Below are 25977 nucleotides of genomic sequence, written 5' to 3'. Positions count from 1 at the left end.
GAAAGGTGTTTTCATGTACTACTACAATAAAATATTTATAGTCTATACTAATGTGGTTGGTTTTTTTTTAAGATTCAGTTCGTTTTATATTAATTTATTTAGATTGGTAATTTTAGCTTCTTATTTACCTGCGGTAGTATATTGTGCTAACTTTTCCGCATCATTCAGAGATGCTGATATAAAAGAGTTTATTAATACGGTGAGTAAGAACATTAATAAAACTATAATTATAGATCCCAAGGTTCAAGGGGTAGTCAGCGTTCGTAGCTTTGAGCAATTGGATAAAGATAAGTATTATCAATTCTTTTTAAATGTACTTGATGTTTATGGGTACACAGTTGTTGAAATGCCTAATAATATATTAAAGGTCATCCCTGCAAAACGTGCAAAAAACTCCGTTGTTCCGCTGCAAAAGAATGCAGAAGAAACCCAAGGTGATGAGCTTATTAACCGAGTATTTAAACTTAAATACATTTTAGCTAAGAACTTGGCTCCATTACTTCGCCAGTTAAATGATAATACTGAGTCAGGAAGTATCATTCACTATGACCCATCAAACGTAGTGCTTATTACAGGGCGTGCAGCAGTAGTAAATCGTTTATATAGTATTATTAGTACATTAGATCAACCTGGAGATGCAGAGATTGAACTCTATCAATTGAATCATGCTATCGCCGCCGATATTATTAAATTAGTCAATCAAGTTATAAATCCAGTAAATACAACTAAAAAAGATTTATTTAATGCTGGGAAAGTCATTGCAGATGAGAGAACTAACTCAGTCTTAATCAGTGGTGATAGTCATACCAGAAAAAGAGCCATTAAAATGATAAAGAGGCTTGACCATCAACAAGATAGTTATGGCACGACTAAAGTTATTTATATGAAGTATGCACAAGCATCGAAGTTATTGGATGTATTAAATGGTGTCAGCAGTGGCGTTCAAAGTGACAATGCCAAAAAAATAGCGGGGAAGAGCAACGCTAGAAATGTGTCTATAAAGGCATATGATCAAACAAATGCTTTAGTGATTACTGCTCATCCAAAAATAATGAAAGAATTAGATCAGGTTATTGAAAAGCTAGATGTCAGACGTGCTCAGGTATTGGTCGAAGCGATTATAGTTGAAACTCAAAATGGAGAAGGACTGAATCTGGGTATTCAATGGGCTAATAAGTTTCATGGAGGGGTCAATTTTATCCAAAATCCAGATAGTATAAGAGCAAATAGCAGTAGTGAAAATCCCCTTCCTATGGTGATATCAGGATTAACAGCTGGTTTTTACAAAGGAAATTGGGATGGTCTGTTCACTGCTCTAGCAACTAATTCAAATAATAATATTCTCGCAACCCCAAGTATTGTCACTCTGGATAATATGGAGGCAGAGTTCAATGTCGGTCAAGAAGTTCCGGTGCTTACCTCTACACAAACAACGGCCACAGATAAAGTATATAACTCGATTTCGAGACAATCTGTTGGTGTTATGTTGAAAGTCAAACCACAGATAAACCAAGGCGATTCAGTTTTGCTAGAAATTCGGCAAGAAGTATCAAGTGTTGCTGACAGATCTGATGCTAATGCCAATAATTTAGGTTCGGTTTTTAATAAGAGAGTGGTTAATAATGCAGTATTGGTTAAAAGCGGTGAAACAGTTGTCGTTGGGGGACTATTAGATAAAAAATTGAATAAAGTCATAAATAAAGTTCCTTTTTTAGGTGATATTCCTTTAATAGGCCGACTATTTCAGCAGAGGAAAGAAAAGATTGAGAAAAGTAATCTGATTCTCTTTATCAGGCCGACAATACTCAGAGAGACAAGTGACTATAGCAAAGCAACAGCAGATAAATATACTGAACATAATAATTTATATTCTATAGATATAAAAGAACCGCTGGAGGTATTATCAGAAAAAATAAAAAATGATGAATTTAATTCTCTTAAAAACGATATAGTAGAGTTTTATGAAATGATAGGGGTAAAAAAATGACCCTCATAAAATCTGAATTATTGCCATTAGCGTTTAGCTGGGCCAAGGATAATGGTGTTATTTTAGTACCGGTTAAACAAGGTTACCAAATTATTTGTCGTGACTCCGCTTCTCTTGAGTCAATACTTGAAGGTAACAGAGTTGGCAATCGCCCTATTGGGCTCCAAATTGTAACTGATGATGAGTTTGACACTCAACTTGCTGCTGTATATCAGAATAGTTCAGTACAATCACATAAAATAATGAACGCTATAAGTGATGAAATTGCTATTTATTCATTTAGTAGTGAACTTCCAATTAGTGAGGATTTACTCGATAGTAATAATGAAGCTCCAGTAATAAAACTAATAAATACAATATTGGTAGAAGCTATAAAAGAATTGGCATCAGATATACACATAGAATCTTTTAGTGAGAAAGTAATTATAAGATTTCGTGTTGATGGTGTGTTAAAAAATATATTAGAGCTACAACGTAGGGTTGCGTTACTATTGGTTTCGAGAATTAAGATTATGGCAAAGTTAGATATTGCAGAGAAACGTATCCCACAAGATGGCCGTATAGCACTCAGTTTAGCAGGGCGATCATTGGATGTTCGCGTTTCGGTATTACCAGTAAATCATGGTGAGCGAGTTGTCATGCGTCTATTAGATAAGAATAGCCTTAAACTAGATCTAGAATGTTTGGGAATGTCGAAAAAAAACAGCCATATCATGAAAAAATTGGTTGTTAAACCCCATGGTATTATATTAATTGTTGGGCCTACCGGCGCAGGTAAAAGCACTACGCTCTATGCTGCGTTAATGGGAATAGACGCATGCGAAAGAAATATCATGACAGTGGAGGACCCTATTGAATTTGACATAGATAGAATTTCTCAGACACAAGTTAATTCAAAGATTGATATGACTTTTTCACGTAGCTTAAGAGCCATTCTGCGCCAAGACCCTGATGTTATTTTGATCGGTGAAATACGAGATGTAGAAACCGCACAAATAGCAGTTCAAGCTTCTTTAACTGGGCATTTAGTTTTATCAACATTGCATGCTAACAGTGCGATTGGTGCTGTCACTAGACTCAAAGATATGGGGATTGAACCATTTATGTTATCTAGTTCTTTGTTGGCTATTTTATCTCAACGCTTAGTTCGACGATTATGTGCTGAATGCCGAGAACAGTGCCCCTACCTACAGGATACTCTGCAAATGTTGAATATTCATGATCAAATTCCTATAGAGGGATATGGATTTCGTGCGGCTGGCTGTAATAATTGTAATAAAACAGGTTATCGTGGCCGAATCGCTTTACACGAATTACTGATTATCGATAACAATTTACGTGAGGGTATTTATAAAGGGGGGAGCGAACTTGAATTAAGTAAAATAGCTAAGGGATATATACGCAGTATAGAGCAAGATGGTATTGAAAAGATAGTTGGAGGCCTCACAACAATAGAGGAAGTGATGAGGGTAAGTTTAGAAGATAAGTATGCCAAAGTTTAATTATTTAGCTATTAATAATAAAGGGGTGAAAATAAAAGGCAATATTGATGCTGAGAATATATTAGCGGCCAGACATGTTATTTATCAAAAAAAAATGGTTTTATTAAAAATTAAAATTAAGCATGAAAGTTTGTTTTTACGCTGGGCTAAGTGTTTTAAAAAAATAAATAACATGGATCTTATTTTAATTACCAGGCAGATGTCTATTTTAGTCAATGCTTCAATCCCATTAGATGAAGCACTAGAGATAATTGAAAAGCAAAGTACGAAAAACAATGTTAATAGTGTGATTAATGAGATACGGAAGAAAATCCTTGAAGGCCATTCGTTCTCCGATTCACTATCACAATTTCCAGTTATTTTTAATTCACTATACAGATCTATGATTGCTGCAGGTGAACTATCAGGTCATTTAGGTTTAGTACTATCTAAGCTTGCCGATCATATAGAACAGGCATATAAAGTGAAAAATAAAATAGCTCAAGCGCTAGTCTATCCTGCTATTTTAATTTTAATATCTATCGGCGTTATAATAACACTGTTATCTGTAGTAGTCCCTAATATAATTGAACAGTTTGTTTCTTATGATAAAGTATTACCATTGTCTACTAGAGTCCTAATAATGACGACTCATTGGCTTGAAGATAATATATTATTAATTACTATGCTTTTCATTATTGTTTTTTGGGGATGGTGTGGATTATCAAAAATAAAAATGATAAACATGTTCTTTGCATCTTTTTATTTGAAAACCCCGTTTTTAGGTAAGGCAATATTTATTTTAAATATATCTAGGTATTTAAGACTGATGACAATTTTGAGTTCTAATGGTGTTAATTTGATCAAGTCGATGGAAATTAGCAGTTCTGTGGTAACTAACTTATATATAAAGCAGGGGTTAGAAAATGCTGCAAAATTAGTTAGCGAAGGTGGGAGTTTGTCATCGTCTCTAGCTAATAGTAATGGATTCTCCCCTATGATTTTACATATGATTATATCTGGTGAGCGTAGCGGGACGTTAGATGTTATTTTGGAAAAAATAACAGATATTCAAGAGCAGGAATTAATTGATAATATAAATATATTTGTAATATTACTTGAGCCAGTAATAATGATTTTAATGGCCGGATTTATATTTTTTATTGTTTTGGCAATTTTTCAACCAATACTGGAAATGAATAGTTTGATTTTATAATTACTGTCTAAGGAGAACTATGAATAATATTAAATATAATGGCTTTACATTATTAGAAATGATGGTGATCGTTATTATTTTAGGCTTGCTTGCTAGTTTGACAGTACCCAGCCTAATGGAAAATAAAAATAGAGCTGACCAGCAAAAAGCATTAAGTGATATTGCGGCGATAGAGAATGCACTAGATATGTATAAGTTGGATAATGGTCATTATCCAACTGAGTCACAAGGGGTTATTTCATTAGTTATCAAACCAACAGACCTACCGATTCCACGTACTTACCCTAATAGTGGATATATTAGACGATTACCAAAAGATCCATGGGGTAACTCATATCAGATGAATAATCCCGGCCGATATGAAGATATTGATATATTCTCATCTGGACCAGATAGAGAAGTAGGGACTGAAGATGATATAGGAAATTGGTTAACATCATTAGTAAAAAATGACACGAACAACGATTTATGAATTATGGAATTTTTAGGGTTTAATAGGTGATGACTTGCGATATTATTCGGGTTTCACATTGCTAGAATCCATGCTCTCAATGGCGATTTTTTCTGTTGTTGGTATCGGAATCATGGCCATTATTAGTGAGCAATTACTATGGGTCAAAACACTTGAAAATAGGGTCTCGGCTTCTTGGGTTGCGGAGAATGCTTTAGCTGAAATTAAATTGAAAAGAATAGAGCAAACTGAAAGTTGGATAAAAGGAAGCGATTTTATTGTTAACAAATTATGGTATTGGCAATCAAGAGAAATAATAAATGAAACTATAGGTATTGTGACGGTTGAAGTCCGTAGCCAAGAAAATAGTAAAGTTCCTATATTTATCCTGGAAGGATATCGTGTTATTAATGAATAAACGTCCCACTCAAGGTTTTACATTATTAGAGGTTTTATTGGCTGTAATCATTTTCACTTTGATAAGTTTAACTGTTTACCAAGCTATGACTGTTGTTAGCAAAGGAAGTAGTGCAGTTAATAAAAAGTCAAAACAAGTTAATAAATTGCAGAGGGTAGTAAATACACTAGATCATCAACTTTCACATACAATGATATATGCTTATTCACACCATAATAAAAAACTTAATAATGGTATTAGGGTTGGTAAATTTTTATTGGGTAGTGATGACTTTGGCATTTACTTTTCGTGTGACATTGGCGTTAATACTGGCTTCACCTATCACATGGAATCACAAATTTTAGGGTATAGGTTAAGGAGTCATATTTTGGAAAAACTATCGTATCACTTAAATGAAGATCAACCGACAGTATCAAAAATTCTAGATGGTGTGACAGAATTTCGCATTAGAGTCTTTCATGAAAATAAATGGATAAATGAGTGGGACGAAATAGCCATTTTACCTGAAGGAATTGAGTTGATTATTGAGCTGGAAAATATAGGCACTATAAGAAAAGTTATTGTTTTATTAAATAATAATATATAACTAAGGATAATAGAGTGAAACAACGTGGTGTTGCTTTATTACTCGTTTTATCTGTCACTCTACTGATGAGTACAATGGTTTTTACTGCCTATTTTTATCTAAATGATACATTTTATTTTGTGACTAATAGTGAACGTAATAAATCTGAAAAAAAATTACTGCTGGGTTCTGAAGGTTTTTTTCTAAAAAATATAATTGAAAAAATGCCAACTAAATTACATTTTGAAGCTATCTCATCGCTATTATTAACATCGAAATCAGTTATAAAAATAAATAATAGAGATGTGCATTATAAACTAATTGATAGAACAAACTGTTTTAATGTAAACACTCTTCGCTACAATAATAGTTATATTAATAAGGATGACTATATCTATCATTGGTTAGTGTTAAAGTATCTTTTTCAACTAAATAATATTACTTCAACAGTGCTCAATGAGTTAATAATGGATTTCAACCATGCTAGTCAAGACAATTCAAAACAGAACAATATAAATAATGAACATAGCTATTCCATATTAGCTATAAGGAATGCTCTCTTAGTGGGTGACTCAATAGGCGATCTACTTAATATTAATGATGAGGATTTTTTGAAGATAATTCCATTTCTTTGCTATAGAAATGACACTAAATTATTAATCAATGTAAACATGCTTGACGTTAATCATATCCAGTTATTACAAGCAATATTTATGAATGAAATTAGTGAAAGCGATATTACCAAAGCGATATCATTTAAATATAATAATGAATTTGAAAATGTTGAGTCTTTCTTTGATTTGCTTGTAAATAATGCAACTATTAATATAGATAAGATTAATGAAATAAGAAATATTGACGGATTGAGTTTTTTGCATAATGAATATTATTTTTCATCTATCTTTAGGTTAGAAAGCAAAGGGGGGGGGAATCAGTTAATGAGTCTTTTTCATGTAAATGAGAAAGATATTATCGTATTACAACGGAGACTTAGTTTTAGTGAAGAATATCAAGAGAGTAGATTCCCCTCGAACAACACTAGTTATTAGATTAGGAAGTCATGCAAGTGATCCCATTTACTGGTATGCCAAGATAGAAGGGGCGGAAAATGGAAAATATGGAAAACTAGATCATCATACTGAATTGAAAAGTATTTCTCTATGGTTTAATAGTGATGTGAGAATATTAATACCCGCTAGTTTTGTGATTTTTAGGCGAGTTAGAATAAAAAATAAAGAAATATTAAATAATAAAAAATCCCTTGCATTCTCTATTGAACGTTCAATTATTAGTAATATAGATGATTTCCATATAGTGACACTAAAAGTGGATAGTGCTTTTTGTTACATAGCAGCTATTGAGCATGAGTTAATGAATGTTTGGCTAGGCTGGTTAAAGGATGCGGGCATATCTGCAACGGCTATGATACCGGATGTACTAACATTACCATTTAGTGATGAAGAGTGGTTTTCAATAAAGCTGGGTAATGAATGGTTAATAAGAAACGGTGATATGTCTGGTTTTTCAATCAAGGAAGATATATTTGAAGTTTTATACCGGTCAAAGTCATTATCTCTCCCTGAAAATTTACTTAGTCACCTTGATGTTCAAACTCTTAGCTCTCATTCAACACATTATTGCGAAGTGTTACGCATTATGGCTAATAATCTTGAACATAATAATGTTAATTTATTGAGTGGAAGATACTATCGGCATAGAAAAAAAATTGCTCATAATACACCTGTGTTAAGAACTGGTTACTTGTGCTTTTTATTATCTATCGTAATGTGTTTAAATTCTTGGCTTCATAATATTGATATATTACGGGATATTCATATGTTAAATGTAGTCTTGCAGGATTTTTATACTCAATACCCAGTAATAAAAAAATATGAAAACACAGAAAACATTAATGTTCATAAGGGAATATATAATATTCATATGATAGATCATGACTTTATTGGTTTTTTGCATATGTCGAGTGAAGTCTTTGGCAAGACTGATATCGCTATAAATAGCCTTGTTTTTGATAAAGAGAAAAATAAAATTAGCTTTAATGTAACTGCACCTAAGGGGCGAGAGATAAATTTGGCATTAAACGAAGTAGATGATGAAAATAAAAGGTTTAGTATATCTAAAGTTATTAATGATAATGGAACTAACGATATAACATTTGAATGTTGTTTATGAATTTTAAAAAAAATATTTTATATTTATTGTTGTTCAAACCGAGTTTTGTTTTTTTTATGGCATTTATTCTATTTTGTTTTGCTATGAAATCAATGTTGGAAAATGAAATTTATTTACAACAATATGATATATTAAATGATAATGTTATTAATCTATCATCTCTTGCTGAAAGGCTAAAGATGAAAAGAAATTCAAATACTGTATTTAGTAGCCATTCTAGTGGAGGTTTTAAGGATGGGTTAATAACATTGCTTAATGAAAACTCTATCGCATTCAAAATTACTGACTTACAAAAAGAGTCTATTTTAGTGAACATTGAAAGTGCTGATTCTTATCAATTTCTGAATGTATTTCTTATATTATCACAAGATGAAAGAATTGAAGTAAGTAACGTGAATATAACTATTGATAAAGATGGTGGTTATATTTCTGGCGATATTGTTTTGTTAAATAAACTATAGAAAGGTATAGAATACAATTATGACTGATATGCATTTTTTGCCCCGGCTTTCACTTTATATTTTTCTTGGATTATGTGTGGGAAGTTTTTTAAATGTTATTATTTATCGTCTTCCTATTATGCTTCTGAGTTGTGTTCCTGAAAATACTATAGACAAAAAAGATTCTGATATCTTTAAATGTGGATTTAATCTGTGTCTCCCTCGATCCTTTTGTTCACATTGTTATAGCCCTTTGCCGCTTAGATATAATATCCCCATATTAGGTTGGTTATTTTTGCAAGGAGTGACGAAATGTTGTAACCGAAGAATAAATCCTCGATACATTATCGTCGAACTGTTGACTACATTCCTAACACCTATTATTGGTTTTATTTTTCAAGATACTTATTTAGTCTTTTGTAGTTTGTTATTAGTTTGGGCTCTTATTGTTCTGACCTTTATTGATCTTAGTTACTATATTCTTCCTGACTGTATTACAATGCCATTACTCTGGTGTGGGCTTATTTTAAATATAAATGATACCTTTTCACCATTGTCATTTTCTGTTTTGGGTGCAGTAATAGGATATCTATTTTTATGGTCGCCTTATTGGATATTTAAGCTATTAAAAGATATTGATAGTATGGGACATGGTGATTTTAAGTTAATGGCAGCCTTGGGGGCTTGGTTTGGTATAACTGCTATACCCTTTCTAGTTTTAATTTCTTCTAGCCTGGGGATCATTGCCTATATATTTATTGATGTTTTTTCAAATGAGAAAAGAAAGTTTATTGCATTTGGACCTTATATTTCGTTATCTGGCATTGGGTATATTTTTTGGGGTGAGTATATTACGAGTTTACTATTTTAATAAATCGTTTAAGAATGCTTTCAAGTTCATGGCATTTTTTTTTGTCATCTGTTTTATGTGATTTTATTTCTTCATATCTGATCTTAGTTAGAGTTGCTATTTTAGTCCTAAACTCACGATTGTTTACCGCTTTATCTTTTTTTAGTGCCTTAATTGCTATATTGACTATTTCATTTTCATTGGGTAGGTTTTTTCTATCACATATTTCTTTTAGGAAGTGGATACCCGATGTCAGGGCCGTTACTTTTTCTATTACATCCCTATCAAATGAGTTTTTTTTATTATGTGATTCACATCCAAAAATAGTTGGTATGATTAATAAAATGACTTTGTATTTTTTTGTTTTCATATATGCCTTCTATAGAGTAAGTTTATTTTTATTACTACTTTATAAATTGTATCTTAAAGTCTATGCCTAAATAATTCACATTTTTTATTAATAATGGTTTTTTTTTGATAGATTGATAAAATCAAGTAACCGCTGTTTTTTTATGACTATTTGATTTTTATTGAAATTATTGTATTTGATTTTTTTATTTTCTTCAGTTAAGGACTAATGTTGTCATTTCTGTTACTTTCTTAAGTTATATTTAAAAGTGTGAGAAATGAAATGGATGAAATAATTCTTGGTGATATTGTTTTTACTCCGAGAAAGAGAATTATTAATAATAGAGGGTGTATTACCAAAATAAGAAACAAAGAGTCTGAAGTTTTGTCTTTGTTGTGTTCTCACTATCCGGAGGCTATTTCTCGTGAGGATATCGAGAAGAAAATATGGCTAGGAAGTTATGTTACTGACAATACATTAACTCAAACTATTAGTAACTTACGGAATGCTTTGGATGATAAAAAACATGAATTGGTTACTACAATTCCTAAAAAAGGATATAGTATTGGTATTAAACCTGATTTTACGGCCAATAATCTTGCGCCAAACTTATTAATTACTGAGGTTGATTCTGTCGATCACCTTAAAGATAAAAGTATCTATTCACCCTCGGAGTCTATTGGTTTTACTTGCAAAATTATTATTTTTATTACTTTTTGTTTTTTTTTATTGGTTTCATTCAATATGACATCTAACTATTATCAAGTGAAACTTATTGATGTGAAAAAACTGCCTATATTAGTGAATTTAGATGAAGTTCGCGATAAAGATTTTTTGTTTTCCTATAATAAAGAACCCTATGTATTTTTAAAAAAACAAAAAAATGGTGATTACACTATCTGCAAATGTCAGAGTATGGGGCTAGTATGCGAAAAAAAATAACGAAAATATTATATCTTGGAATTTTATTTAGTATTGGATTAGGATATGTATTTGGACGTTTTTACTCCTGCTTTCATCCCATGAAAGATATAGAAGGCTACTGGGCAGTCAATCATGATTTTAATAATCTAACAGAGAACTATCATGTTTGTTCAAGGGTTAGTATTATTGGAAGAGAGGTTAAATCATCTGCGGATGTATATGGTAGTGATGGTTATGTAAAAGCAAGAAGAAATATTGCTTTTAATGTGGTAGATGTTAAGGCTAATATTTTTATCGGTAAAATATTATCTCTAACAATTATAGAGGGTGAGAATCGTTATCTGGATGACCTTCTGAATACGCCCTATGCGGTAAGTCACCCTATCTTCTATCGACTGAACGAAGATATGATGTTGATAGAACAGTCCGAAGGGCATCCTGTTAATAATTTACGTTTACTGACTCGTAATGATATATAAATATATCTTTCTGTTTATTGAGATATATCTGTCCTACTTGATGGGAAATATTGTTATGCCAATCATCGTTAACTGTAATAAAAATATTCTCTCGCATTATATCGCCAGCCAAGGTGGAGCATGATGTCGAGCGTGGTGAGTTCGATGGCTGATATTTCTGCGGGTTCGCAGGCGATAGCTGAGGTTATCACCTTGATTGAATCAGTTGCTTTCCAAACCAATATTCTGGCTTTAAATGCTGCAATTGCAGCTGCTCATGCAGGTGAACACGGGCGGCGATTCTCCATTATTGCATGGGAAGTGGGGATGTTAGCGCACTGGTCATTCAGCACTGAATATTAAGCGCCTTATTGGGAACTCTTCAACTTACATTCCAGCAGGGGCCGGTTTGGTGGGTCGCTCTGGTGACAACTTACGCGCTTTTATTGACGTGGTTATAAAAGTGATGGATTTGATGATAGAAATATCTGCTGTATCACATGCACAAAGTAAAGGTATTGAGGATATAACTGCGCGGGTAGGGGCGATTAATGAAGTTACAAAACTAAATGCTGAATTAGTCGGCCAATCTACTCGCGCCTCTGAGGTTTTACAGCAACAAACTTTTCAACTCAATTAATCTGTGGCTCGCTTTTGTTTGCCAGCCACAGTACAACCTCCTCACCATATTAATAAGGCGGTCGCAGTTAGTTTTTAATGTGCCGTAATACTTTTTAACAACTCACCCCAGCCAGACGGATTTCCATAATATTCATTTGCAGGCAGGGGCGTTATTTTCCCTTGTTCGTCTTCCAGTACAAAAGTAGGGAAGCCGTGTCCATGTACTTTAGCCAGTAATGCTCGGCTTTCAGCAATATGCTGGCTGGATGTTGTTAAAGCGCTATTGTAGGCGTTTATAAATGAATCCTTATCTAGCCCAAGTTCCACAGCAAGTTCCGTTAACACAGGAGTATCTGCAATGCGGCGGCCTTCAACATAATGAGCGTGTTGGATGCGGTGCAGTAGTTCTGCACCCCGGCCTGCAAATGCCTCCGATGCCAGAATAGCGGCGATCGGCGGTGTGGAATCCATAATAACTGAAGTATCTTTCAGTAAATTATTAAAGTAATCATCACCAAAAATTTGCCCGGTTAGCTGTGAAATGCGTTGGTCATGGGGCATAACATAGCTACGCCATTGGCTATCTATTTGGCGACGATTAGCTCCTGACATCATTCCACCACCGTGCAATACCAGAGTGAGATTAGGAATATTTTGTGCAGCTTGTACCAGCGGCGCGGCACCATAACACCAGCCACATAATGGATCAAAAATGTAATGTAACTTTGTACCGACCATTGTGTTTTCCTAAAATTATATTTTCTGATGAGCTTATTCAGTGACAATTAATGTTAATGGCTTTTATTGCGGCCATTTCATTTCGTTTTTAAGCACCTTGGCGCTTAATTCCAAACTAGATTCATCTTTCAGTTCAGGGTAATGTTTTTTCATCGCTGCAATGAGTTCAGCTGAGTCTTTTGCTTTAGGAATTTCTGCATTTAACGTCGTTAAATAACGTTGAGTAAAGGTCACTGATTCTAATGTTTGTGGTGCGTTATCAAGATAATGCCCTGGAACTACGGTGACTGGTTTCAATGCTTTGATTTTATCTAGTGTTGTCAGCCAGTTTTGGCGTGACTCAGTTGTTTGAGTATCAGCGACCCATAAATGAATATTACCCGAGACGGCAACACCACCAACGACCGCTTTTAATGATGGGATCCAGACAAATGTTTTTTCTGGCGATGGCCCATCTAAGCCTTCAATATTAATTTCCTGTCCATCAACCGTAAAACTTTTGCCTTGCAGCTCTTGCGGGACAATGACACGGGTAGGGGCCTTTTCTTTCAAAATCGGGCCCCAATAGGCCATTTTCCCGTCTTTGGTGGCTTTAATTTCTTCAATGGTTTGCGGGGTTGCGATCACTTTAGCTTGTGGAAAAGCCTTGGTAATCACATCCAGGCCGAAATAGAAGTCAGGATCTGCCTGGCTGATATAAATAGTGGTCAGTTTCTTACCACTTTGCTGAATTTTCTTCACCAGAGCTTCGGCATCATTGCGCTGAAATTGAGTATCAATCAGCACCACTTCAGTTTTTCCGCTGATAATTTCAGACGATACCGGGAAGATGCTTTTTTCACCGGGGTTATAAACTTCCATTTTGAGCTGTTCAGCTGCATTAGCGGTTGATACAGCAGCGAAAGTTGTCAGGCCAGCAAAGGCCATTTGTAATAGAGTTTTATTTAACATGTTCATTTTCCTGAGAGTGACTGGGGTATGGGCTAGATAATAGATTGCTTATATCGATAGAAAAACCCGATAATAGGTAATTGTTTGTTGCTTAAATCGAGCTAATAATGGATAGGATTACCGCAGCAGAGGTGTTTGTCGCTATTGTTGAGCGGGGCAGTATGATTGCCGCTGCCGAGACTTTGGATATGTCGCGGGCCATGGTGACACGCTATTTGGCGCAGATGGAGCAATGGGCCGGAGCACGTTTATTGCACCGCACAACTCGAAAATTGAGTCTGACTCATGCTGGGGAGTCCACACTCCCGCGTTGCCGACATATGCTTGAATTTGCTAAAGATATGGATTTAGTTGAGGGGCAAGAAAATGATGAACTGCGCGGTTTGTTGCGTATCAGTTGCTCTCAATCGCTAGGACAAAGTGCAGTGGCGATCGCCGTTACTGAGTATTTACGCCGTCATCCTCAGGTCGCAGTGGATTTACAAATGAATAACCGAACTGTCAATTTGGTGGAGGAACGTATTGATTTGGCACTGCGTATTACCAATGATTTAGATCCCAATTTAATCGCTCGTCCGCTCTCCATTTGCCATTCAGTGGTTTGCGCTTCGCCGAGTTATTTATCTGCTAAAGGAACGCCGAAAATCCCATCTGACTTGGCAGTTCACAACTGCCTGACCTATTCCTATTTTGGTAAAAGTTTATGGCATTTTGATCAACAAGGAATTAAATCATCTGTTGCGGTCGGGGGGAATCTCAGTGCCAATGAATCGGTTTTTTTGCTCAGCGCAGCATTAGAAGGTGCCGGTATCACTTTGCAACCCTGCTACTCCGCCGCGCCTTATATTGCCCGTGGTGAGCTAATAAGATTATTGCCAGATTATCAACCACAGGCGATGGGAATTTATGGAATCTATACCTCACGTCGGCAAATGCCAGCGACATTAAGGTCGATGTTGGACTTTTTGGTGGAGTGGTTTGCCACTCACCCCCTGCCTAACTGAAACTACAGCGGTGTTAGCTGCGCGGTTACATTCTCAAACATATTTTTATTGTTGGCGATGTGTCTAAATCATTATTTATTTCATTTGGTTATCGCTAAAAATGATAAATTATTACTTATCAGGCTAGTTATAACTCTGTTCATTACTGGTCATCATTCCTCAACTCATGTTATTTCTATCTATGCCCGTCATGTTGAAGTTGATTGGGTATGGCAAGTTGAGAAATTAAACAATTATAAATAATAGGGTTATTGCTGCATTATTCGGCAATTGGCCGCTTTCTTTTGCCTTTTTTCTACTTACTGCTACATGTCGGTTAATTATTACTGGCAACAATTTGATCTGCCTGTTACCTACGACGGGGATATATTATCTGACTGGGAGCTTTGATTATGCCTGTTGCGCTCTTGGCATTAGCACTGAGTGCTTTTGCTATTGGTACCACTGAATTTGTCATTATGGGATTGTTGCCGCAGGTGGCGGGTGATTTGCACATCTCGATTCCAACTGCAGGTTGGTTAATCAGTGGCTATGCGCTAGGGGTGGCTATCGGGGCACCTATCATGGCGGTTTTGACGGCTAAGTTACCGCGTAAAAAGACATTATTGTTATTAATGGTTATCTTTATCATTGGTAACCTGATGTGTGCACTGGCATACAGTTATGATTTCCTGATGTTAGCCAGGGTCATTACCGCGCTGAGCCACGGGGCCTTTTTTGGTATTGGTGCTGTGGTGGCTTCTAATCTGGTGGCCCCCAATAGACGGGCGTCTGCGGTGGCGCTGATGTTTACCGGCCTGACACTGGCGAATGTGTTGGGCGTCCCCTTGGGAACCGCTTTGGGGCAAGCTTTCGGCTGGCGTTCGACATTTTGGGTCGTCTCGGTCATCGGCTTATTCTCACTGGCAACACTTTATAGCAAGCTGCCTTCTTCTCAGGAGGAAGCGCCGACCGAGTTACGCAAAGAGATTGCGGCGCTGCGCGGTGGCGGTATCTGGTTATCTTTGCTGATGACGGTCTTTTTTGCTGCGGCGATGTTCGCCCTCTTTACTTATATTGCGCCAATTCTAACTGAAGTGACTCAGGTTTCTGAGCACGGTATCAGTTGGACATTGTTGTTGATGGGGGTGGGTCTGACATTGGGCAATATTGTTGGTGGGCGGTTAGCTGATTGGCGATTATCGGTAAGCCTGACCATGACGTTCTTGCTCATCGCGATTTTTTCAGCCCTCTTTAGCTGGACAAGTAACTCATTCTTGGCGGCGGAAGTGACCTTATTCTTGTGGTCAGCTGCGGCATTCTCAGCCGTGCCAGCTTTGCAAATTAACGTCGTCACTTACGGCAAAAAAGCCCCTAATTTGGTATCAACCCTCAATATTGCGGCCTTTAATGTTGGTAATGCTTTAGGGGCGTGGGTTGGGGGTGTGGTGATCGCCAAAGGGCTGGGATTGACGGCCGTTCCGCTGGCCGCCGCCGGACTCGCAGTGATTGGTTTGCTGCTGTGTCTGTTTACTTTCTCTCGGGCGCGCGCCAGTAAGGTCACCGCCGCTTAATTAACCGCTTAATACTGTTGGGCAATCACCGCGGCCAGACGTTGTTGGAAGGTGATTGCCTGTTGTTTCAGATGCTCGATAAAGGTCTCCACCAGAGTTGATGATGGGCGATGCATTGGCTGTATCAAGCTGATAGTAAAGGGAATTTCAACACTGAATGGCCGTATGCAAACGCCGTCAGCGGCCCCTTTGCCGATATAATCCAGCGCGGTTAATGGGTTAACAATGGAGACCCCCACCCCCTCCCGCACCATGGCGCAAACTGATGCCGCGCTGTGAGTTTCCAAAACTAATCTTCGATTAATACCTTGTTCCATAAAGAGATTGTCCAACAATTGGCGATAACTGTCGGTGACTGACAGGCTGATAAAATTCTCGCCCTGGAAATCTTGCGGTGTGAGAACCCTTTTTTCCCGCAACGGGTGATCATTGGGTAATACACAAACTTCATTCACCGTCATCAGCGCATGACGCACCGTGCCTGCTGGGGTCTGCGTATTTTCTGTCAGGCCGAGGTCGTGCCGCTGGGCTGAAAGCCATTCTTCCAATAAAGGTGATTCTTGCGGAATAACACTGAGGCTAACTTCCGGATAGCGGTCAATAAAGGGTTTGCACACTGCCGGTAGCAGTGATTGAGAAAATACCGGCAGGCAAGCAATAGAAAGCTGTGCATGTTGGAATTGGCGGATTCCCTCGGCGGCTTGTTTAATACGATCAAGCCCATAATAAGAGCGCTGAACCTCTTCAAATAAGCGCAAACCTTGCACTGTGGGATACAACCGCCCGCGCACTCGATCAAACAGCTTTAACTGGACTAATTGCTCAAAACGAGCCAATTCACGGCTGACGGTCGGTTGTGATGTCTGGAGCAATAATGCGGCTTCAGTCAGATTACCGGTGGTCATAACAGCATGAAAAATTTCTATTTGTCGTAGAGAAATAGCGGGCATCACAGCGCTCCGGCGGTGGTGTAAAAATCATCTAATCCATATCATAAATGAATAGACTAAGGGTAAATAGATATTTTCCTCACCGCCACTCTGTCGTTAATAATAAGTCATCCGCGAAATCCTTATTTTCGCCCCCTATATTGACCATCCATTATTAGGACATACCTATGCCGCGCGCACTTAACGATATTTCTACGGCACTGACTGCCCAAAATCTGATTGCTTTACCAGAGCGTTTTGGTTGCCCGGTTTGGGCCTATGATGGTGAAATCATTACTCAAAAAATCAATCAATTGCGTCATTTTGATGTCATTCGTTTTGCTCAGAAAGCCTGTTCAAATATTCATATTTTGCGGTTGATGCGTGAGCAAGGGGTCAAAGTTGACTCGGTATCACTGGGCGAGATAGAACGCGCATTACAGGCTGGTTTCCAGCCGGGACAGGAACCTGCTGAGATTGTCTTTACTGCCGATTTGCTGGATCAGGCCACATTATTGCGAGTGACGGAATTAAACATCCCGGTGAATGCTGGCTCCATCGATATGCTTGATCAACTGGGGCAGCATGCGCCCGGCCACCCTGTCTGGCTGCGGGTCAATCCGGGGTTCGGCCATGGACACAGTCAGAAAACCAATACCGGCGGTGAAAACAGTAAACACGGTATTTGGCATGAAGATTTGCCGCAAGCCATTGAGAAAATTCAGCAATATGGTTTAACGCTGGTGGGCATCCATATGCATATTGGCTCCGGTGTTGATTATCAGCATTTGGAACAAGTTTGTGATGCTATGGTGCAGCAGGTTATCGCGCTTGGGCAAGATATCAGCGCTATTTCGGCTGGTGGCGGGTTATCTATTCCGTACCAATTTGGTGATGATGAGATTGATACCGAACATTATTATGGTTTATGGAATCGCGCTCGCGAGAAAATTGCCGCCCATTTGGGCCATGCTGTCAGTCTTGAAATTGAACCCGGCCGCTTCCTGGTGGCCGAGTCCGGTGTGCTAATCGCGCAAGTTCGGGCGGTGAAAAATATGGGCCGCCGACACTATGTTTTGGTGGATGCGGGCTTTAATGATTTGATGCGGCCGGCCATGTATGGCAGTTACCATCATATTTCGTTGCTACCTGCCGATGGGCGCTCACTAGCGGGCGAGCCACTGCTTGATACTGTGGTCGCTGGCCCGCTTTGCGAGTCTGGGGATGTGTTTACTCAAGAAGCCGGTGGTGGGTTAGAAACCCGTGCATTACCTACCGCCAAAATTGGCGACTATTTGGTATTCCATGATACCGGGGCTTATGGCGCATCAATGTCTTCTAACTACAATAGCCGCCCATTATTACCAGAAGTTTTGTTCGAGCAGGGGCAGCCGCGTTTAATTCGCCGCCGCCAAACCATCGAAGAACTTATTGCATTAGAGCTGATTTAATCATAGTGACCCAATGCCTCACTCATCTGCCAGTGGGGAGTTAATATTAGTTTGTGGGCTAGCGACTGAATGGCGGCGCACCAGTGTTGGGCTGAACATATTAGTGATTTCGGGCAGTGGCGTGTTATTGGCGAGCGCCAATGCTAATTCTGCCGCCTGAGTTGCCATCGCTACCACCGGATAGCGAATGGTGGTCAGGCGAGGGCGCAAATAACGCGAGATCAACACATCGTCAAAACCGATCAGTGAGATCTCTTGCGGCACCTCGATACTGTTATCACTGAGCACGGATAATGCTCCAGCCGCCATCGAATCATTGTAACAGGTGACCGCGGTGAAGTGTTTGCCGCGGCCAAGTAGCTCGGTCATGGCTTGCTCACCGCCGATTTCATCTGGCGTACTGTAGGAAATTAAGCGGTCGTCAACCGGCAGACCAAACTCTTCCAGTGCATCCAGATAACCTTGCAGCCGATCAATAGCATCTGAAATCTGATGATTGGAGCAAATAATCGCAATCCGTTTATGACCTTGTTGAATCAGATGGCGGGTTGCCAGCCAGGCACCGTAACGATCATCTAATGCGACACAGCGAGCTTCAAAACCGGGTAAAGTGCGGTTAATCAACACCATACCGGGAATTTGCTGCATTAATGATGTCAATTCCTCATCGGATAATTTTTTGGCATGGACGACCAGCGCGGCACAGCGATGGCGGATCAGTTGTTCGATAGCCTGGCGCTCTTTTTCCTCTTCATGGTAACCGTTTCCAATCAATAGAAAATTACCGGTGGCATAAGCCACTTGCTCGACGGCTTTGACCATTGAGCCAAAGAAGGGGTCGGATACATCAGAGACAATCATACCGACGGTTTCTGTTGATTGTTGCGCCAGCGCCCGAGCATTGGCATTCGGGTGATATTGCAACTGCTCCATAGCGTCACATACCGCTTTTCTTGATGTTTCACTGGCCTTGGGCGAATTATTGATAACACGAGATACCGTCGCGACGGAAACACCCGCCAGCTTGGCAACATCCTTAATAGTGGCCATTTTTCTTCCAGAAATTTTCAGGGTAATCGCTTACATCGCCCAGTTTTGCGGAAAACAGGGCGCTCCGCAAGGGGGGATGATCGCAACTTAGTGAGAAAAAAGCGCAGCATCGAAAATTAGGAACATTACCCCCGGATGGGCGACAAAAAAAGTCACATCGCCAGACAGCGAACAAAAAAAACATCAGTACCTGCTTAGTCCAAAACATTTAGGTTTAGTCAAAATTGTGCTTTGGGTTTACTGCTGGGTAAATGTTACTTTTATGATCTATTTAATTGTTTGAGATAGCTATGTCCATCACCCGTTACCCCCAGCTTGCCCACTGGGGCGCATACACCGCCGTCGTTGAGGATGGCAAATTAATTCGCTGCGAACCTTTTGCCGATGACTCCAATCCGTCACCCTTGCTGGATTCCATTGTCCCAATGGTCTATTCCGACAGACGTATCCGCAAACCCGCAGTACGTCGCTCGTGGTTACAGCACCGGGAAAAAAGTGACCGCACTTTGCGTGGACGGGAAGATTTTGTTGAGGTGGATTGGGATGTTGCACTGGATTTAGTCGCAGCAGAGAATCGCCGTGTGAGGGACAAATATGGCCCATCAGGGCTATTTACCGGTTCCTATGGCTGGTCTTCTGCTGGGCGTTTACATCACGCTCGCTCATTAGTTCGGCGTTTCTATTTCGGTGGCGGTGGGGGGGTTGATCAACTTGGTAACTACAGTTGGGGTTCGGCGCAGTTTTTCTTACCCTATGTGATAGGGACTTTTAGCCCACTGACCGGCAGAGTGACGTCTTGGCCGAGTGTGGTCGAGCACTGCGAGCTGTTTATCGCCTTTGGTGGATTAGCCTTGAAAAATGCTCAGGTATCCTCTGGCGGTTCAGCGGAGCACTCATTAAAACCCTGGCTGGAGAAATTGGCAAAAAAAGGGACGCCGGTGATTAACATCAGCCCGATGCGCGATGACTGCCCAGACTTTGTTAATGCGGAATGGATACCCATTCGCCCGAATACCGATGTGGCATTGATGCTGGCGCTGGCATATGAAATTCAGCGGGTTGGGGGAGAAGACCGTGCTTTTCTGGCTAGCCACTGTGTGGGCTATGAGCAATTAGCCGATTACATTCGTGGAGTGAGTGATGGAGTCGCGAAAACGCCAGACTGGGCCAGTGAAATCACCGGCATTCCGGCGGCAAGAATAAGTCAGTTAGCACAGCAACTTATTGGTGTGCGTAGCTTTATGACTTGCTCCTATTCAGTTCAGCGCGCACACCGTGGTGAACAACCTTACTGGATGGTAATCGCGTTATCCGCCATGTTAGGGCAAGTGGGCTTGCCTGGTGGCGGTTTCTCATTTGGTCACGGCTCAATGAATGGCGTGGGTAACCCCAGAATTGATACCCCAGGGCCAACTATGTCGGTGGGGAAAAATCCATCTGGGCTGGCGATCCCCGTGGCGCGGATTTGTGACATGTTGCTGCAACCGGGGCAACCTTATCAATTTCAGGGCGAAACTCATACCTACCCCGACATTCATCTGGTGCACTGGGCGGGTGGCAACCCTTTCCATCATCATCAGCAATTAAACCGGCTGGTGGAGGGCTGGCAAAAGCCGGATACCGTGATTGTGCAGGATATCTGGTGGACACCCGCGGCTAAAATGGCCGATATCGTGTTGCCGGTGACCAGTTCGCTGGAGCGCAATGATATTGGTGGCTCGTCTCTAGACCGCTATGTCTTGGCGATGCATCAGGCCATTGCCCCGCAGCATCAAGCCCGACACGATTTCGATATTTTTGCTGATTTGGCTGAGCGGCTCGGTTATCGCGACACCTTTACTGAGGGGCGCGATGAAATGACGTGGATCAAGCATATCTATCAAGAATGTGGTGCCGCGCAACAGCCTCATGGGGTGGAATGGCCTGATTTCGATACTTTCTGGCAACGGGGGCATGTGGATTTACCGGCTCCACAGAAAGAGTTTGTTTTCTTTGATGCTTTCCGATCTGATCCGCAGGTTAATCCACTGCAGACGCCGAGTGGTAAAATTGAGCTATTCAGTGAAAAAATCGCCAGTTATCAATATGATGATTTTGCTCCGCATGCACAATGGAAGCCCCCTATTGAATGGCTGGGCGCACCGCAGGCGGAACAATGGCCGCTGCATTTGATCTCTATCCAGCCGAGTGACCGCTTGCACAGCCAGCTTGATCCGGCCCCTTTGGCGCAGGGGAATAAAACTGCAGGGCGCGAAACTCTTTATATGCATCCGCAGGATGCGGCCAGCCGTGCAATAACTGAGGGCAGCCAGGTGAAAGTGAGTAACTTACGCGGTAATTGTCTGGCGGGGGTGCGCATTACTGATGGTGTGACTCGTGGCGTAGTGCTGATGGCTACAGGGGCATGGTTTGACCCCGGCTTTGGTAGTCAGCAACCTATTGGTAGCCAAAAACCTATTGATAGTCAACAACATCAGGTTGAGCAATCCGGTAACCCGAATGTCCTGACATTGGATATTGGGACTTCTCGTTTGACGCAAGGCCCGAATGCGATGAGTTGCCTGGTTGAGGTGGCGCTGTACTAATGCGCAGAATGTACCCTAATGAATTACAAAACTTTTCGGCTTACTCACAATGTTCACTCCTGGTTACACTTTGCACGTAAATGTTGTGATTGCTTGCTGGCTGAGGGTTCGCAGAAACAGATACAGTAGTGATCCCAGAGGTATTAATTGGTGAATAATCAACATACGCTGTGTGTTAAAGCCAGTTTTTTATTTGCACCGACCTACGCAGATGCGTAGGTTTTTTTTTATTTGTTCTTTCATCGCGTATTTCCAGCCTCCTCTTACAGATAAATCAGCCACTATTATAGTATTCTCTTCTTATCATATTCATCGAGTTATAGAGAAACAGATATGGCTTATCGCTTGTTACGTGCTCTTTTTCGTGGGTTGTTTCGCGTCACCATCGAGGGTATTACTGACCAGTTTTCACACCAAAAGCTGATTATTACCCCTAATCATGTCTCTTTCCTTGATGGTGCTTTGTTAGCGCTGTTTCTCCCAATAAAACCAGTATTTGCGGTCTATTCCAACATCACTGAAAGCTGGTATATGCGCTGGTTGCGGCCCTATGTGGATTTTGTCGCGCTTGATCCGACCAAGCCGATGGCCATCAAACACTTGGTCAGAATGGTCGAGCAGGGCAGACCGGTGGTGGTATTCCCTGAGGGCCGAATTACCGTGACCGGCTCATTGATGAAAATTTATGATGGCGCTGCATTTGTGGCCGCGAAATCAGGCGCTATGGTGGTTCCTATCCGTTTAGAAGGCCCGGAATTTACTCATTTTGGCCGATTGGGCGACGTGCTAAAAGTCCGTTGGTTCCCAAAAATCAGTATTCATGTGCTGCCCGCAACCCCCTTACCCATGCCGCAAGCTCTGCGTGCTCGTGACCGCCGAGTGTTGGCGGGTGAGCGTTTACACACCATTATGATGGCGGCGCGTATGGCTATTGTGCCGCGCGAAACGCTATTCGAAGCGCTGCTATCCGCACAAACGCGCTATGGGCGCTTTAAACCCTGCATCGAAGACATTTCCTTTAAAGAAGATAGCTATCAAACACTGCTAAAGAAAATCTTAGGTGTCAGCCGTATTCTGCAACGTTTTACCGCGCAGGGAGAGCATGTTGGGATGCTTTTGCCCAATGCCACAATCACGGCTGCGGCAATTTTCGGCGCGACTTTGCGGGGCCGTATCCCGGCGCTGCTCAACTACACTTCCGGCGCTAAAGGCCTAAAAAGCGCCATTACCGCAGCTTCATTGAAGACTATCGTCACTTCGCGCCAGTTTTTGGAAAAGGGCAAACTGACACATTTGCCCGAGCAGGTAACAGAGGCTAATTGGGTCTATCTGGAAGATTTAAAAGACACTGTGACTCTGGCTGATAAGCTATGGATTTTATTCCATTTATGTTGCCCTCGTCGGGCGATGGTGCCACAGCAGGCTGACGATAGCGCCTTGATTTTATTCACCTCCGGCTCAGAGGGTAATCCTAAAGGTGTGGTGCATTCGCATGCCAGTTTATTGGCAAACGTCGAGCAGATCCGCACCATCGCAGACTTCACACCGCGTGATCGTTTTATGTCGTCACTGCCGCTGTTCCATGCTTTTGGCCTGACGGTTGGTTTATTCACCCCGTTAATGACCGGCAGCCGTGTATTCCTCTACCCCAGCCCGCTGCATTATCGGGTAGTACCTGAACTGGTGTATGACCGCAACTGTACCGTGCTGTTTGGCACGTCCACATTCTTGGGCAATTATGCCCGCTTTGCCCATCCGTATGATTTTGCCCGCTTGCGTTATGTGGTGGCTGGCGCTGAAAAGTTAGCCGATAGCACCAAACAGATTTGGCAGGATAAATTTGGTATTCGTATTTTGGAAGGTTATGGCGTCACGGAATGTGCGCCAGTGGTGGCCATTAATGTGCCGATGGCGGCCAAAGTGAATACTGTGGGCCGTATTCTGCCCGCGATGGAATCCCGCGTGATTCCGGTCTCCGGTATTGAGCAGGGCGGGCGGTTACAATTGCGTGGCCCGAATATTATGCGCGGCTATCTGCGGGTAGAAAACCCAGGGGTGCTGGAGCAACCCACAGCCGAAAATGCTCAGGGTGAGCAGGAAGCCGGTTGGTATGACACCGGGGATATTGTGGCAATTGATGAACAAGGATTTTGTGCCATTCGTGGCCGGATGAAGCGCTTTGCTAAATTAGCCGGAGAAATGGTCTCACTGGAGAGTGTCGAGCAGCTTGCACTGCGAATTTCACCGGCTGAGCAACATGCGGTAGCCACGAAAACAGACAGCGCCAAAGGGGAAGCCTTGGTGCTGTTTACCACCGACAGTGAAATAACTCGCGAGAAACTACTCAAAGCAGCACGGGAAAACGGAGTTCCTGAACTGGCCGTCCCGCGTGATATTCGGCTGGTGAATGCCTTGCCCTTGCTGGGGAGCGGCAAACCTGACTTTGTGACGTTAACTAAAATGGCGGAAGATCCGGAGATGAGCGCATGAGTCAGCAAGCATTAGCAGATAAGCCACTGTTATCAAAAGGGATGGTCGCGGTTCTCTGCGCACAGTTTTTCTCGGCTTTTGGCGATAACGCACTGCTTTTCGCCACCTTGGCATTAATTAAGCAGCAGCTATACCCCGACTGGAGCCAGCCAATTTTACAAATGGCATTCGTCGCGACCTATATCATTCTAGCGCCGTTTGTCGGGCAATTTGCCGATAGCTTTGCCAAAGGGCGGGTGATGATGGTGGCGAACGGCTTGAAACTGGCCGGTGCGTTGGTTATCTGCTTTGGCTTTAATCCGTTTTTGGGATATAGCCTGGTGGGCGTGGGGGCTGCGGCTTATTCACCCGCTAAATATGGGATTTTGGGAGAAATTACCTCCGGAGAACAGTTGGTTAAAGCCAACGGCATGATGGAAGCTTCCACCATCGCCGCCATTTTACTCGGCTCGGTTGCCGGGGGCGTGCTGGCTGATTGGCATCTGGGGGCGGCATTGGGGGTGTGTGCGCTGGTTTATGCTATTGCGGTGGTCGCGAATATGTTTATCCCAAGGTTAGCTGCCGCTCGCTCCGGTAGCTCATGGCGGCCACGGGCAATGACCGGCAGTTTCTTTGCAGCTTGCCGGATTTTATGGCGCGATGGCGAAACACGCTTCTCACTGGCGGGAACCAGCTTGTTTTGGGGCGCGGGGGTCACATTGCGTTTTCTACTGGTGCTGTGGGTGCCTATTGCGCTAGGAATTACGGATAACACGACTCCGACACTGCTCAATGCCATGGTGGCGATTGGCATTGTTGTCGGGGCAGGGGCTGCGGCTCGTTTTATCACCTTAAAAACGGTGAAACGCTGCTTACCGGCCGGGGTATTGATTGGTGTGGCAGTGGCGATTTTTGCTCTACAACACAGTATGCCAATGGCTTATTTACTGTTGATTATCATCGGGATTTTAGGCGGATTCTTTGTGGTTCCGCTCAATGCTTTATTGCAGGAGCGCGGTAAAAATAGTGTCGGTGCGGGCAATGCTATTGCGGTACAAAATTTGGGTGAAAACACCGCGATGCTACTGATGCTGGGTTTGTTCTCGGTGGTGGTGAAACTAGGAGTGCCAGTGGTGGCAGTAGGCGTTGGCTTCGGCGTGATATTTGCACTGGCGATAGTGCTGCTCTGGGGCTGGCAGTGGCGGCAACAGCGGCGCAAAGCGGTGTAATAACTTAAACCTACTTATAACCCTGTAATAGAAGGATTTACCGCACCTAGGGGCACTTCGGTGGCTTA

At 41.3% G+C, this 25977-nt stretch carries 23 protein-coding genes and 1 pseudogene; 19 read left to right on the top strand and 5 right to left on the bottom strand.

What is annotated here, in order from left to right; genetic code table 11:
* The first annotated feature begins 13 nt into the window (after positions 1 to 13).
* Genes gspD through OVO64_RS14875 form a run of 10 tightly spaced genes read left to right on the top strand, consistent with a single transcriptional unit; the run spans position 14 to position 9619 of the window.
* Positions 14 to 1987, top strand: a complete 1974-nt coding sequence (gene gspD / locus OVO64_RS14920) for a type II secretion system secretin GspD (protein ID WP_267248870.1) — start codon at positions 14 to 16, stop codon at positions 1985 to 1987.
* Positions 1984 to 3489: a type II secretion system ATPase GspE gene (gspE, locus tag OVO64_RS14915; RefSeq protein WP_267248869.1), complete on the top strand. Its 1506-nt coding sequence runs from the start codon at positions 1984 to 1986 to the stop codon at positions 3487 to 3489. The genes gspD and gspE overlap by 4 nt, the downstream gene beginning before the upstream one ends.
* A complete protein-coding gene (locus OVO64_RS14910) occupies positions 3476 to 4684 on the top strand; it encodes a type II secretion system F family protein (RefSeq protein WP_267248868.1) in 1209 nt (402 codons plus the stop codon). The genes gspE and OVO64_RS14910 overlap by 14 nt, the downstream gene beginning before the upstream one ends.
* A 19-nt stretch (positions 4685 to 4703) precedes the next feature.
* Positions 4704 to 5156: a type II secretion system major pseudopilin GspG gene (gene gspG / locus OVO64_RS14905; protein WP_038631143.1), complete on the top strand. Its 453-nt coding sequence runs from the start codon at positions 4704 to 4706 to the stop codon at positions 5154 to 5156.
* Between the two features lie 34 nt (positions 5157 to 5190).
* Positions 5191 to 5553 (top strand): type II secretion system minor pseudopilin GspI, encoded by a 363-nt coding sequence (gene gspI / locus OVO64_RS14900; RefSeq protein WP_080723380.1) that lies wholly within the window; start codon positions 5191 to 5193, stop codon positions 5551 to 5553.
* Positions 5546 to 6139: a type II secretion system minor pseudopilin GspJ gene (gene gspJ / locus OVO64_RS14895; RefSeq protein WP_038631145.1), complete on the top strand. Its 594-nt coding sequence runs from the start codon at positions 5546 to 5548 to the stop codon at positions 6137 to 6139. Before gspI ends, gspJ begins: the two co-directional genes overlap by 8 nt.
* A gap of 14 nt (positions 6140 to 6153) precedes the next feature.
* Positions 6154 to 7167 carry a type II secretion system protein GspK gene (locus OVO64_RS14890; protein ID WP_267248867.1) on the top strand — a complete coding sequence of 338 codons (1014 nt, stop codon included), beginning with the start codon at positions 6154 to 6156 and terminating at the stop codon, positions 7165 to 7167.
* On the top strand, positions 7118 to 8308 hold the full coding sequence (gene gspL / locus OVO64_RS14885) for a type II secretion system protein GspL (protein WP_050292089.1): 1191 nt from the start codon (positions 7118 to 7120) through the stop codon (positions 8306 to 8308). The genes OVO64_RS14890 and gspL overlap by 50 nt, the downstream gene beginning before the upstream one ends.
* On the top strand, positions 8305 to 8769 hold the full coding sequence (locus OVO64_RS14880; protein ID WP_144242875.1) for a hypothetical protein: 465 nt from the start codon (positions 8305 to 8307) through the stop codon (positions 8767 to 8769). Before gspL ends, OVO64_RS14880 begins: the two co-directional genes overlap by 4 nt.
* Positions 8770 to 8788: 19 nt before the next feature.
* Positions 8789 to 9619: a prepilin peptidase gene (locus OVO64_RS14875; protein WP_267248866.1), complete on the top strand. Its 831-nt coding sequence runs from the start codon at positions 8789 to 8791 to the stop codon at positions 9617 to 9619.
* On the opposite strand, the gene gspS is transcribed toward OVO64_RS14875, so the two are convergent.
* Complete coding sequence (gene gspS, locus OVO64_RS14870; protein WP_038631152.1) at positions 9600 to 9968, bottom strand: type II secretion system pilot lipoprotein GspS; 369 nt, start codon at positions 9966 to 9968, stop codon at positions 9600 to 9602. The two genes, OVO64_RS14875 and gspS, sit on opposite strands and share 20 nt — an antisense overlap.
* Positions 9969 to 10229: 261 nt before the next feature.
* Here gspS and OVO64_RS14865 point away from each other — a divergent pair, with 261 nt between their 5' ends.
* The 3 genes and pseudogenes from OVO64_RS14865 to OVO64_RS20540 all read left to right on the top strand — a co-directional run.
* On the top strand, positions 10230 to 10889 hold the full coding sequence (locus OVO64_RS14865; protein WP_042562466.1) for a winged helix-turn-helix domain-containing protein: 660 nt from the start codon (positions 10230 to 10232) through the stop codon (positions 10887 to 10889).
* Complete coding sequence (locus OVO64_RS14860) at positions 10874 to 11350, top strand: hypothetical protein (RefSeq protein WP_038631154.1); 477 nt, start codon at positions 10874 to 10876, stop codon at positions 11348 to 11350. The genes OVO64_RS14865 and OVO64_RS14860 overlap by 16 nt, the downstream gene beginning before the upstream one ends.
* Before the next feature lie 103 nt (positions 11351 to 11453).
* Positions 11454 to 12047 (top strand): annotated as a pseudogene (locus OVO64_RS20540) (methyl-accepting chemotaxis protein); the annotation flags it as partial.
* Here the strand turns inward: OVO64_RS20540 and OVO64_RS14845 are convergent.
* The gene (locus tag OVO64_RS14845) at positions 12044 to 12688 is read right to left on the bottom strand and encodes a DsbA family protein (protein ID WP_145509619.1); all 645 of its coding nucleotides are present in this window, start codon (positions 12686 to 12688) and stop codon (positions 12044 to 12046) included. The pseudogene OVO64_RS20540 and the gene OVO64_RS14845 sit on opposite strands and share 4 nt — an antisense overlap.
* Positions 12689 to 12751: 63 nt before the next feature.
* Entirely contained in the window at positions 12752 to 13639 is an 888-nt protein-coding gene (locus OVO64_RS14840) for an MBL fold metallo-hydrolase (RefSeq protein WP_050292083.1), read from the bottom strand.
* 107 nt (positions 13640 to 13746) lie between these two features.
* Between OVO64_RS14840 and OVO64_RS14835 the strand changes: the two genes are divergently transcribed.
* Complete coding sequence (locus OVO64_RS14835) at positions 13747 to 14643, top strand: LysR family transcriptional regulator (protein ID WP_145509620.1); 897 nt, start codon at positions 13747 to 13749, stop codon at positions 14641 to 14643.
* 392 nt (positions 14644 to 15035) lie between these two features.
* Positions 15036 to 16196, top strand: a complete 1161-nt coding sequence (locus OVO64_RS14830) for an MFS transporter (RefSeq protein ID WP_050292081.1) — start codon at positions 15036 to 15038, stop codon at positions 16194 to 16196.
* A gap of 8 nt (positions 16197 to 16204) precedes the next feature.
* Here the strand turns inward: OVO64_RS14830 and OVO64_RS14825 are convergent, their stop codons facing one another.
* The gene (locus OVO64_RS14825; RefSeq protein ID WP_038631163.1) at positions 16205 to 17146 is read right to left on the bottom strand and encodes a LysR family transcriptional regulator; all 942 of its coding nucleotides are present in this window, start codon (positions 17144 to 17146) and stop codon (positions 16205 to 16207) included.
* 167 nt (positions 17147 to 17313) lie between these two features.
* On the opposite strand from OVO64_RS14825, the gene lysA reads away from it, so the two are divergent.
* The gene (gene lysA / locus OVO64_RS14820; RefSeq protein WP_050292078.1) at positions 17314 to 18576 is read left to right on the top strand and encodes a diaminopimelate decarboxylase; all 1263 of its coding nucleotides are present in this window, start codon (positions 17314 to 17316) and stop codon (positions 18574 to 18576) included.
* Positions 18577 to 18594: 18 nt separating this feature from the next.
* Here lysA and galR read toward each other — a convergent pair whose 3' ends face one another.
* Positions 18595 to 19626 (bottom strand): HTH-type transcriptional regulator GalR, encoded by a 1032-nt coding sequence (gene galR / locus OVO64_RS14815; RefSeq protein ID WP_038631166.1) that lies wholly within the window; start codon positions 19624 to 19626, stop codon positions 18595 to 18597.
* Positions 19627 to 19916: 290 nt separating this feature from the next.
* On the opposite strand from galR, the gene OVO64_RS14810 reads away from it, so the two are divergent.
* The 3 genes from OVO64_RS14810 (at position 19917) to lplT (ending at position 25909) form a co-directional block, all read left to right on the top strand.
* A complete protein-coding gene (locus tag OVO64_RS14810) occupies positions 19917 to 22211 on the top strand; it encodes a molybdopterin guanine dinucleotide-containing S/N-oxide reductase (RefSeq protein ID WP_145509621.1) in 2295 nt (764 codons plus the stop codon).
* Between the two features lie 333 nt (positions 22212 to 22544).
* Entirely contained in the window at positions 22545 to 24701 is a 2157-nt protein-coding gene (aas, locus tag OVO64_RS14805; RefSeq protein WP_038631170.1) for a bifunctional acyl-ACP--phospholipid O-acyltransferase/long-chain-fatty-acid--ACP ligase, read from the top strand.
* A complete protein-coding gene (gene lplT, locus OVO64_RS14800; protein ID WP_038631173.1) occupies positions 24698 to 25909 on the top strand; it encodes a lysophospholipid transporter LplT in 1212 nt (403 codons plus the stop codon). The genes aas and lplT overlap by 4 nt, the downstream gene beginning before the upstream one ends.
* Positions 25910 to 25977: the final 68 nt, after the last annotated feature.

Source organism: Yersinia sp. Marseille-Q5920 (assembly GCF_946902935.1).
Taxonomy (GTDB): Bacteria; Pseudomonadota; Gammaproteobacteria; order Enterobacterales; family Enterobacteriaceae; genus Yersinia; species Yersinia rochesterensis.
This window is presented reverse-complemented; position numbering and strand designations above follow the sequence as displayed.

Coding starts and splice junctions, on each gene's coding strand:
- gspD (WP_267248870.1), top strand. CDS start 14: ATGTACTACTACAATAAAATATTTATAGTCTATACTAATGTGGTTGGT.
- gspE (WP_267248869.1), top strand. CDS start 1,984: ATGACCCTCATAAAATCTGAATTATTGCCATTAGCGTTTAGCTGGGCC.
- OVO64_RS14910 (WP_267248868.1), top strand. CDS start 3,476: ATGCCAAAGTTTAATTATTTAGCTATTAATAATAAAGGGGTGAAAATA.
- gspG (WP_038631143.1), top strand. CDS start 4,704: ATGAATAATATTAAATATAATGGCTTTACATTATTAGAAATGATGGTG.
- gspJ (WP_038631145.1), top strand. CDS start 5,546: ATGAATAAACGTCCCACTCAAGGTTTTACATTATTAGAGGTTTTATTG.
- OVO64_RS14880 (WP_144242875.1), top strand. CDS start 8,305: ATGAATTTTAAAAAAAATATTTTATATTTATTGTTGTTCAAACCGAGT.
- OVO64_RS14875 (WP_267248866.1), top strand. CDS start 8,789: ATGACTGATATGCATTTTTTGCCCCGGCTTTCACTTTATATTTTTCTT.
- gspS (WP_038631152.1), bottom strand. CDS start 9,968: ATGAAAACAAAAAAATACAAAGTCATTTTATTAATCATACCAACTATT.
- OVO64_RS14865 (WP_042562466.1), top strand. CDS start 10,230: ATGGATGAAATAATTCTTGGTGATATTGTTTTTACTCCGAGAAAGAGA.
- OVO64_RS14860 (WP_038631154.1), top strand. CDS start 10,874: ATGCGAAAAAAAATAACGAAAATATTATATCTTGGAATTTTATTTAGT.
- OVO64_RS14845 (WP_145509619.1), bottom strand. CDS start 12,688: ATGGTCGGTACAAAGTTACATTACATTTTTGATCCATTATGTGGCTGG.
- OVO64_RS14840 (WP_050292083.1), bottom strand. CDS start 13,639: ATGTTAAATAAAACTCTATTACAAATGGCCTTTGCTGGCCTGACAACT.
- OVO64_RS14835 (WP_145509620.1), top strand. CDS start 13,747: ATGGATAGGATTACCGCAGCAGAGGTGTTTGTCGCTATTGTTGAGCGG.
- OVO64_RS14830 (WP_050292081.1), top strand. CDS start 15,036: ATGCCTGTTGCGCTCTTGGCATTAGCACTGAGTGCTTTTGCTATTGGT.
- OVO64_RS14825 (WP_038631163.1), bottom strand. CDS start 17,146: ATGCCCGCTATTTCTCTACGACAAATAGAAATTTTTCATGCTGTTATG.
- lysA (WP_050292078.1), top strand. CDS start 17,314: ATGCCGCGCGCACTTAACGATATTTCTACGGCACTGACTGCCCAAAAT.
- galR (WP_038631166.1), bottom strand. CDS start 19,626: ATGGCCACTATTAAGGATGTTGCCAAGCTGGCGGGTGTTTCCGTCGCG.
- OVO64_RS14810 (WP_145509621.1), top strand. CDS start 19,917: ATGTCCATCACCCGTTACCCCCAGCTTGCCCACTGGGGCGCATACACC.
- aas (WP_038631170.1), top strand. CDS start 22,545: ATGGCTTATCGCTTGTTACGTGCTCTTTTTCGTGGGTTGTTTCGCGTC.
- lplT (WP_038631173.1), top strand. CDS start 24,698: ATGAGTCAGCAAGCATTAGCAGATAAGCCACTGTTATCAAAAGGGATG.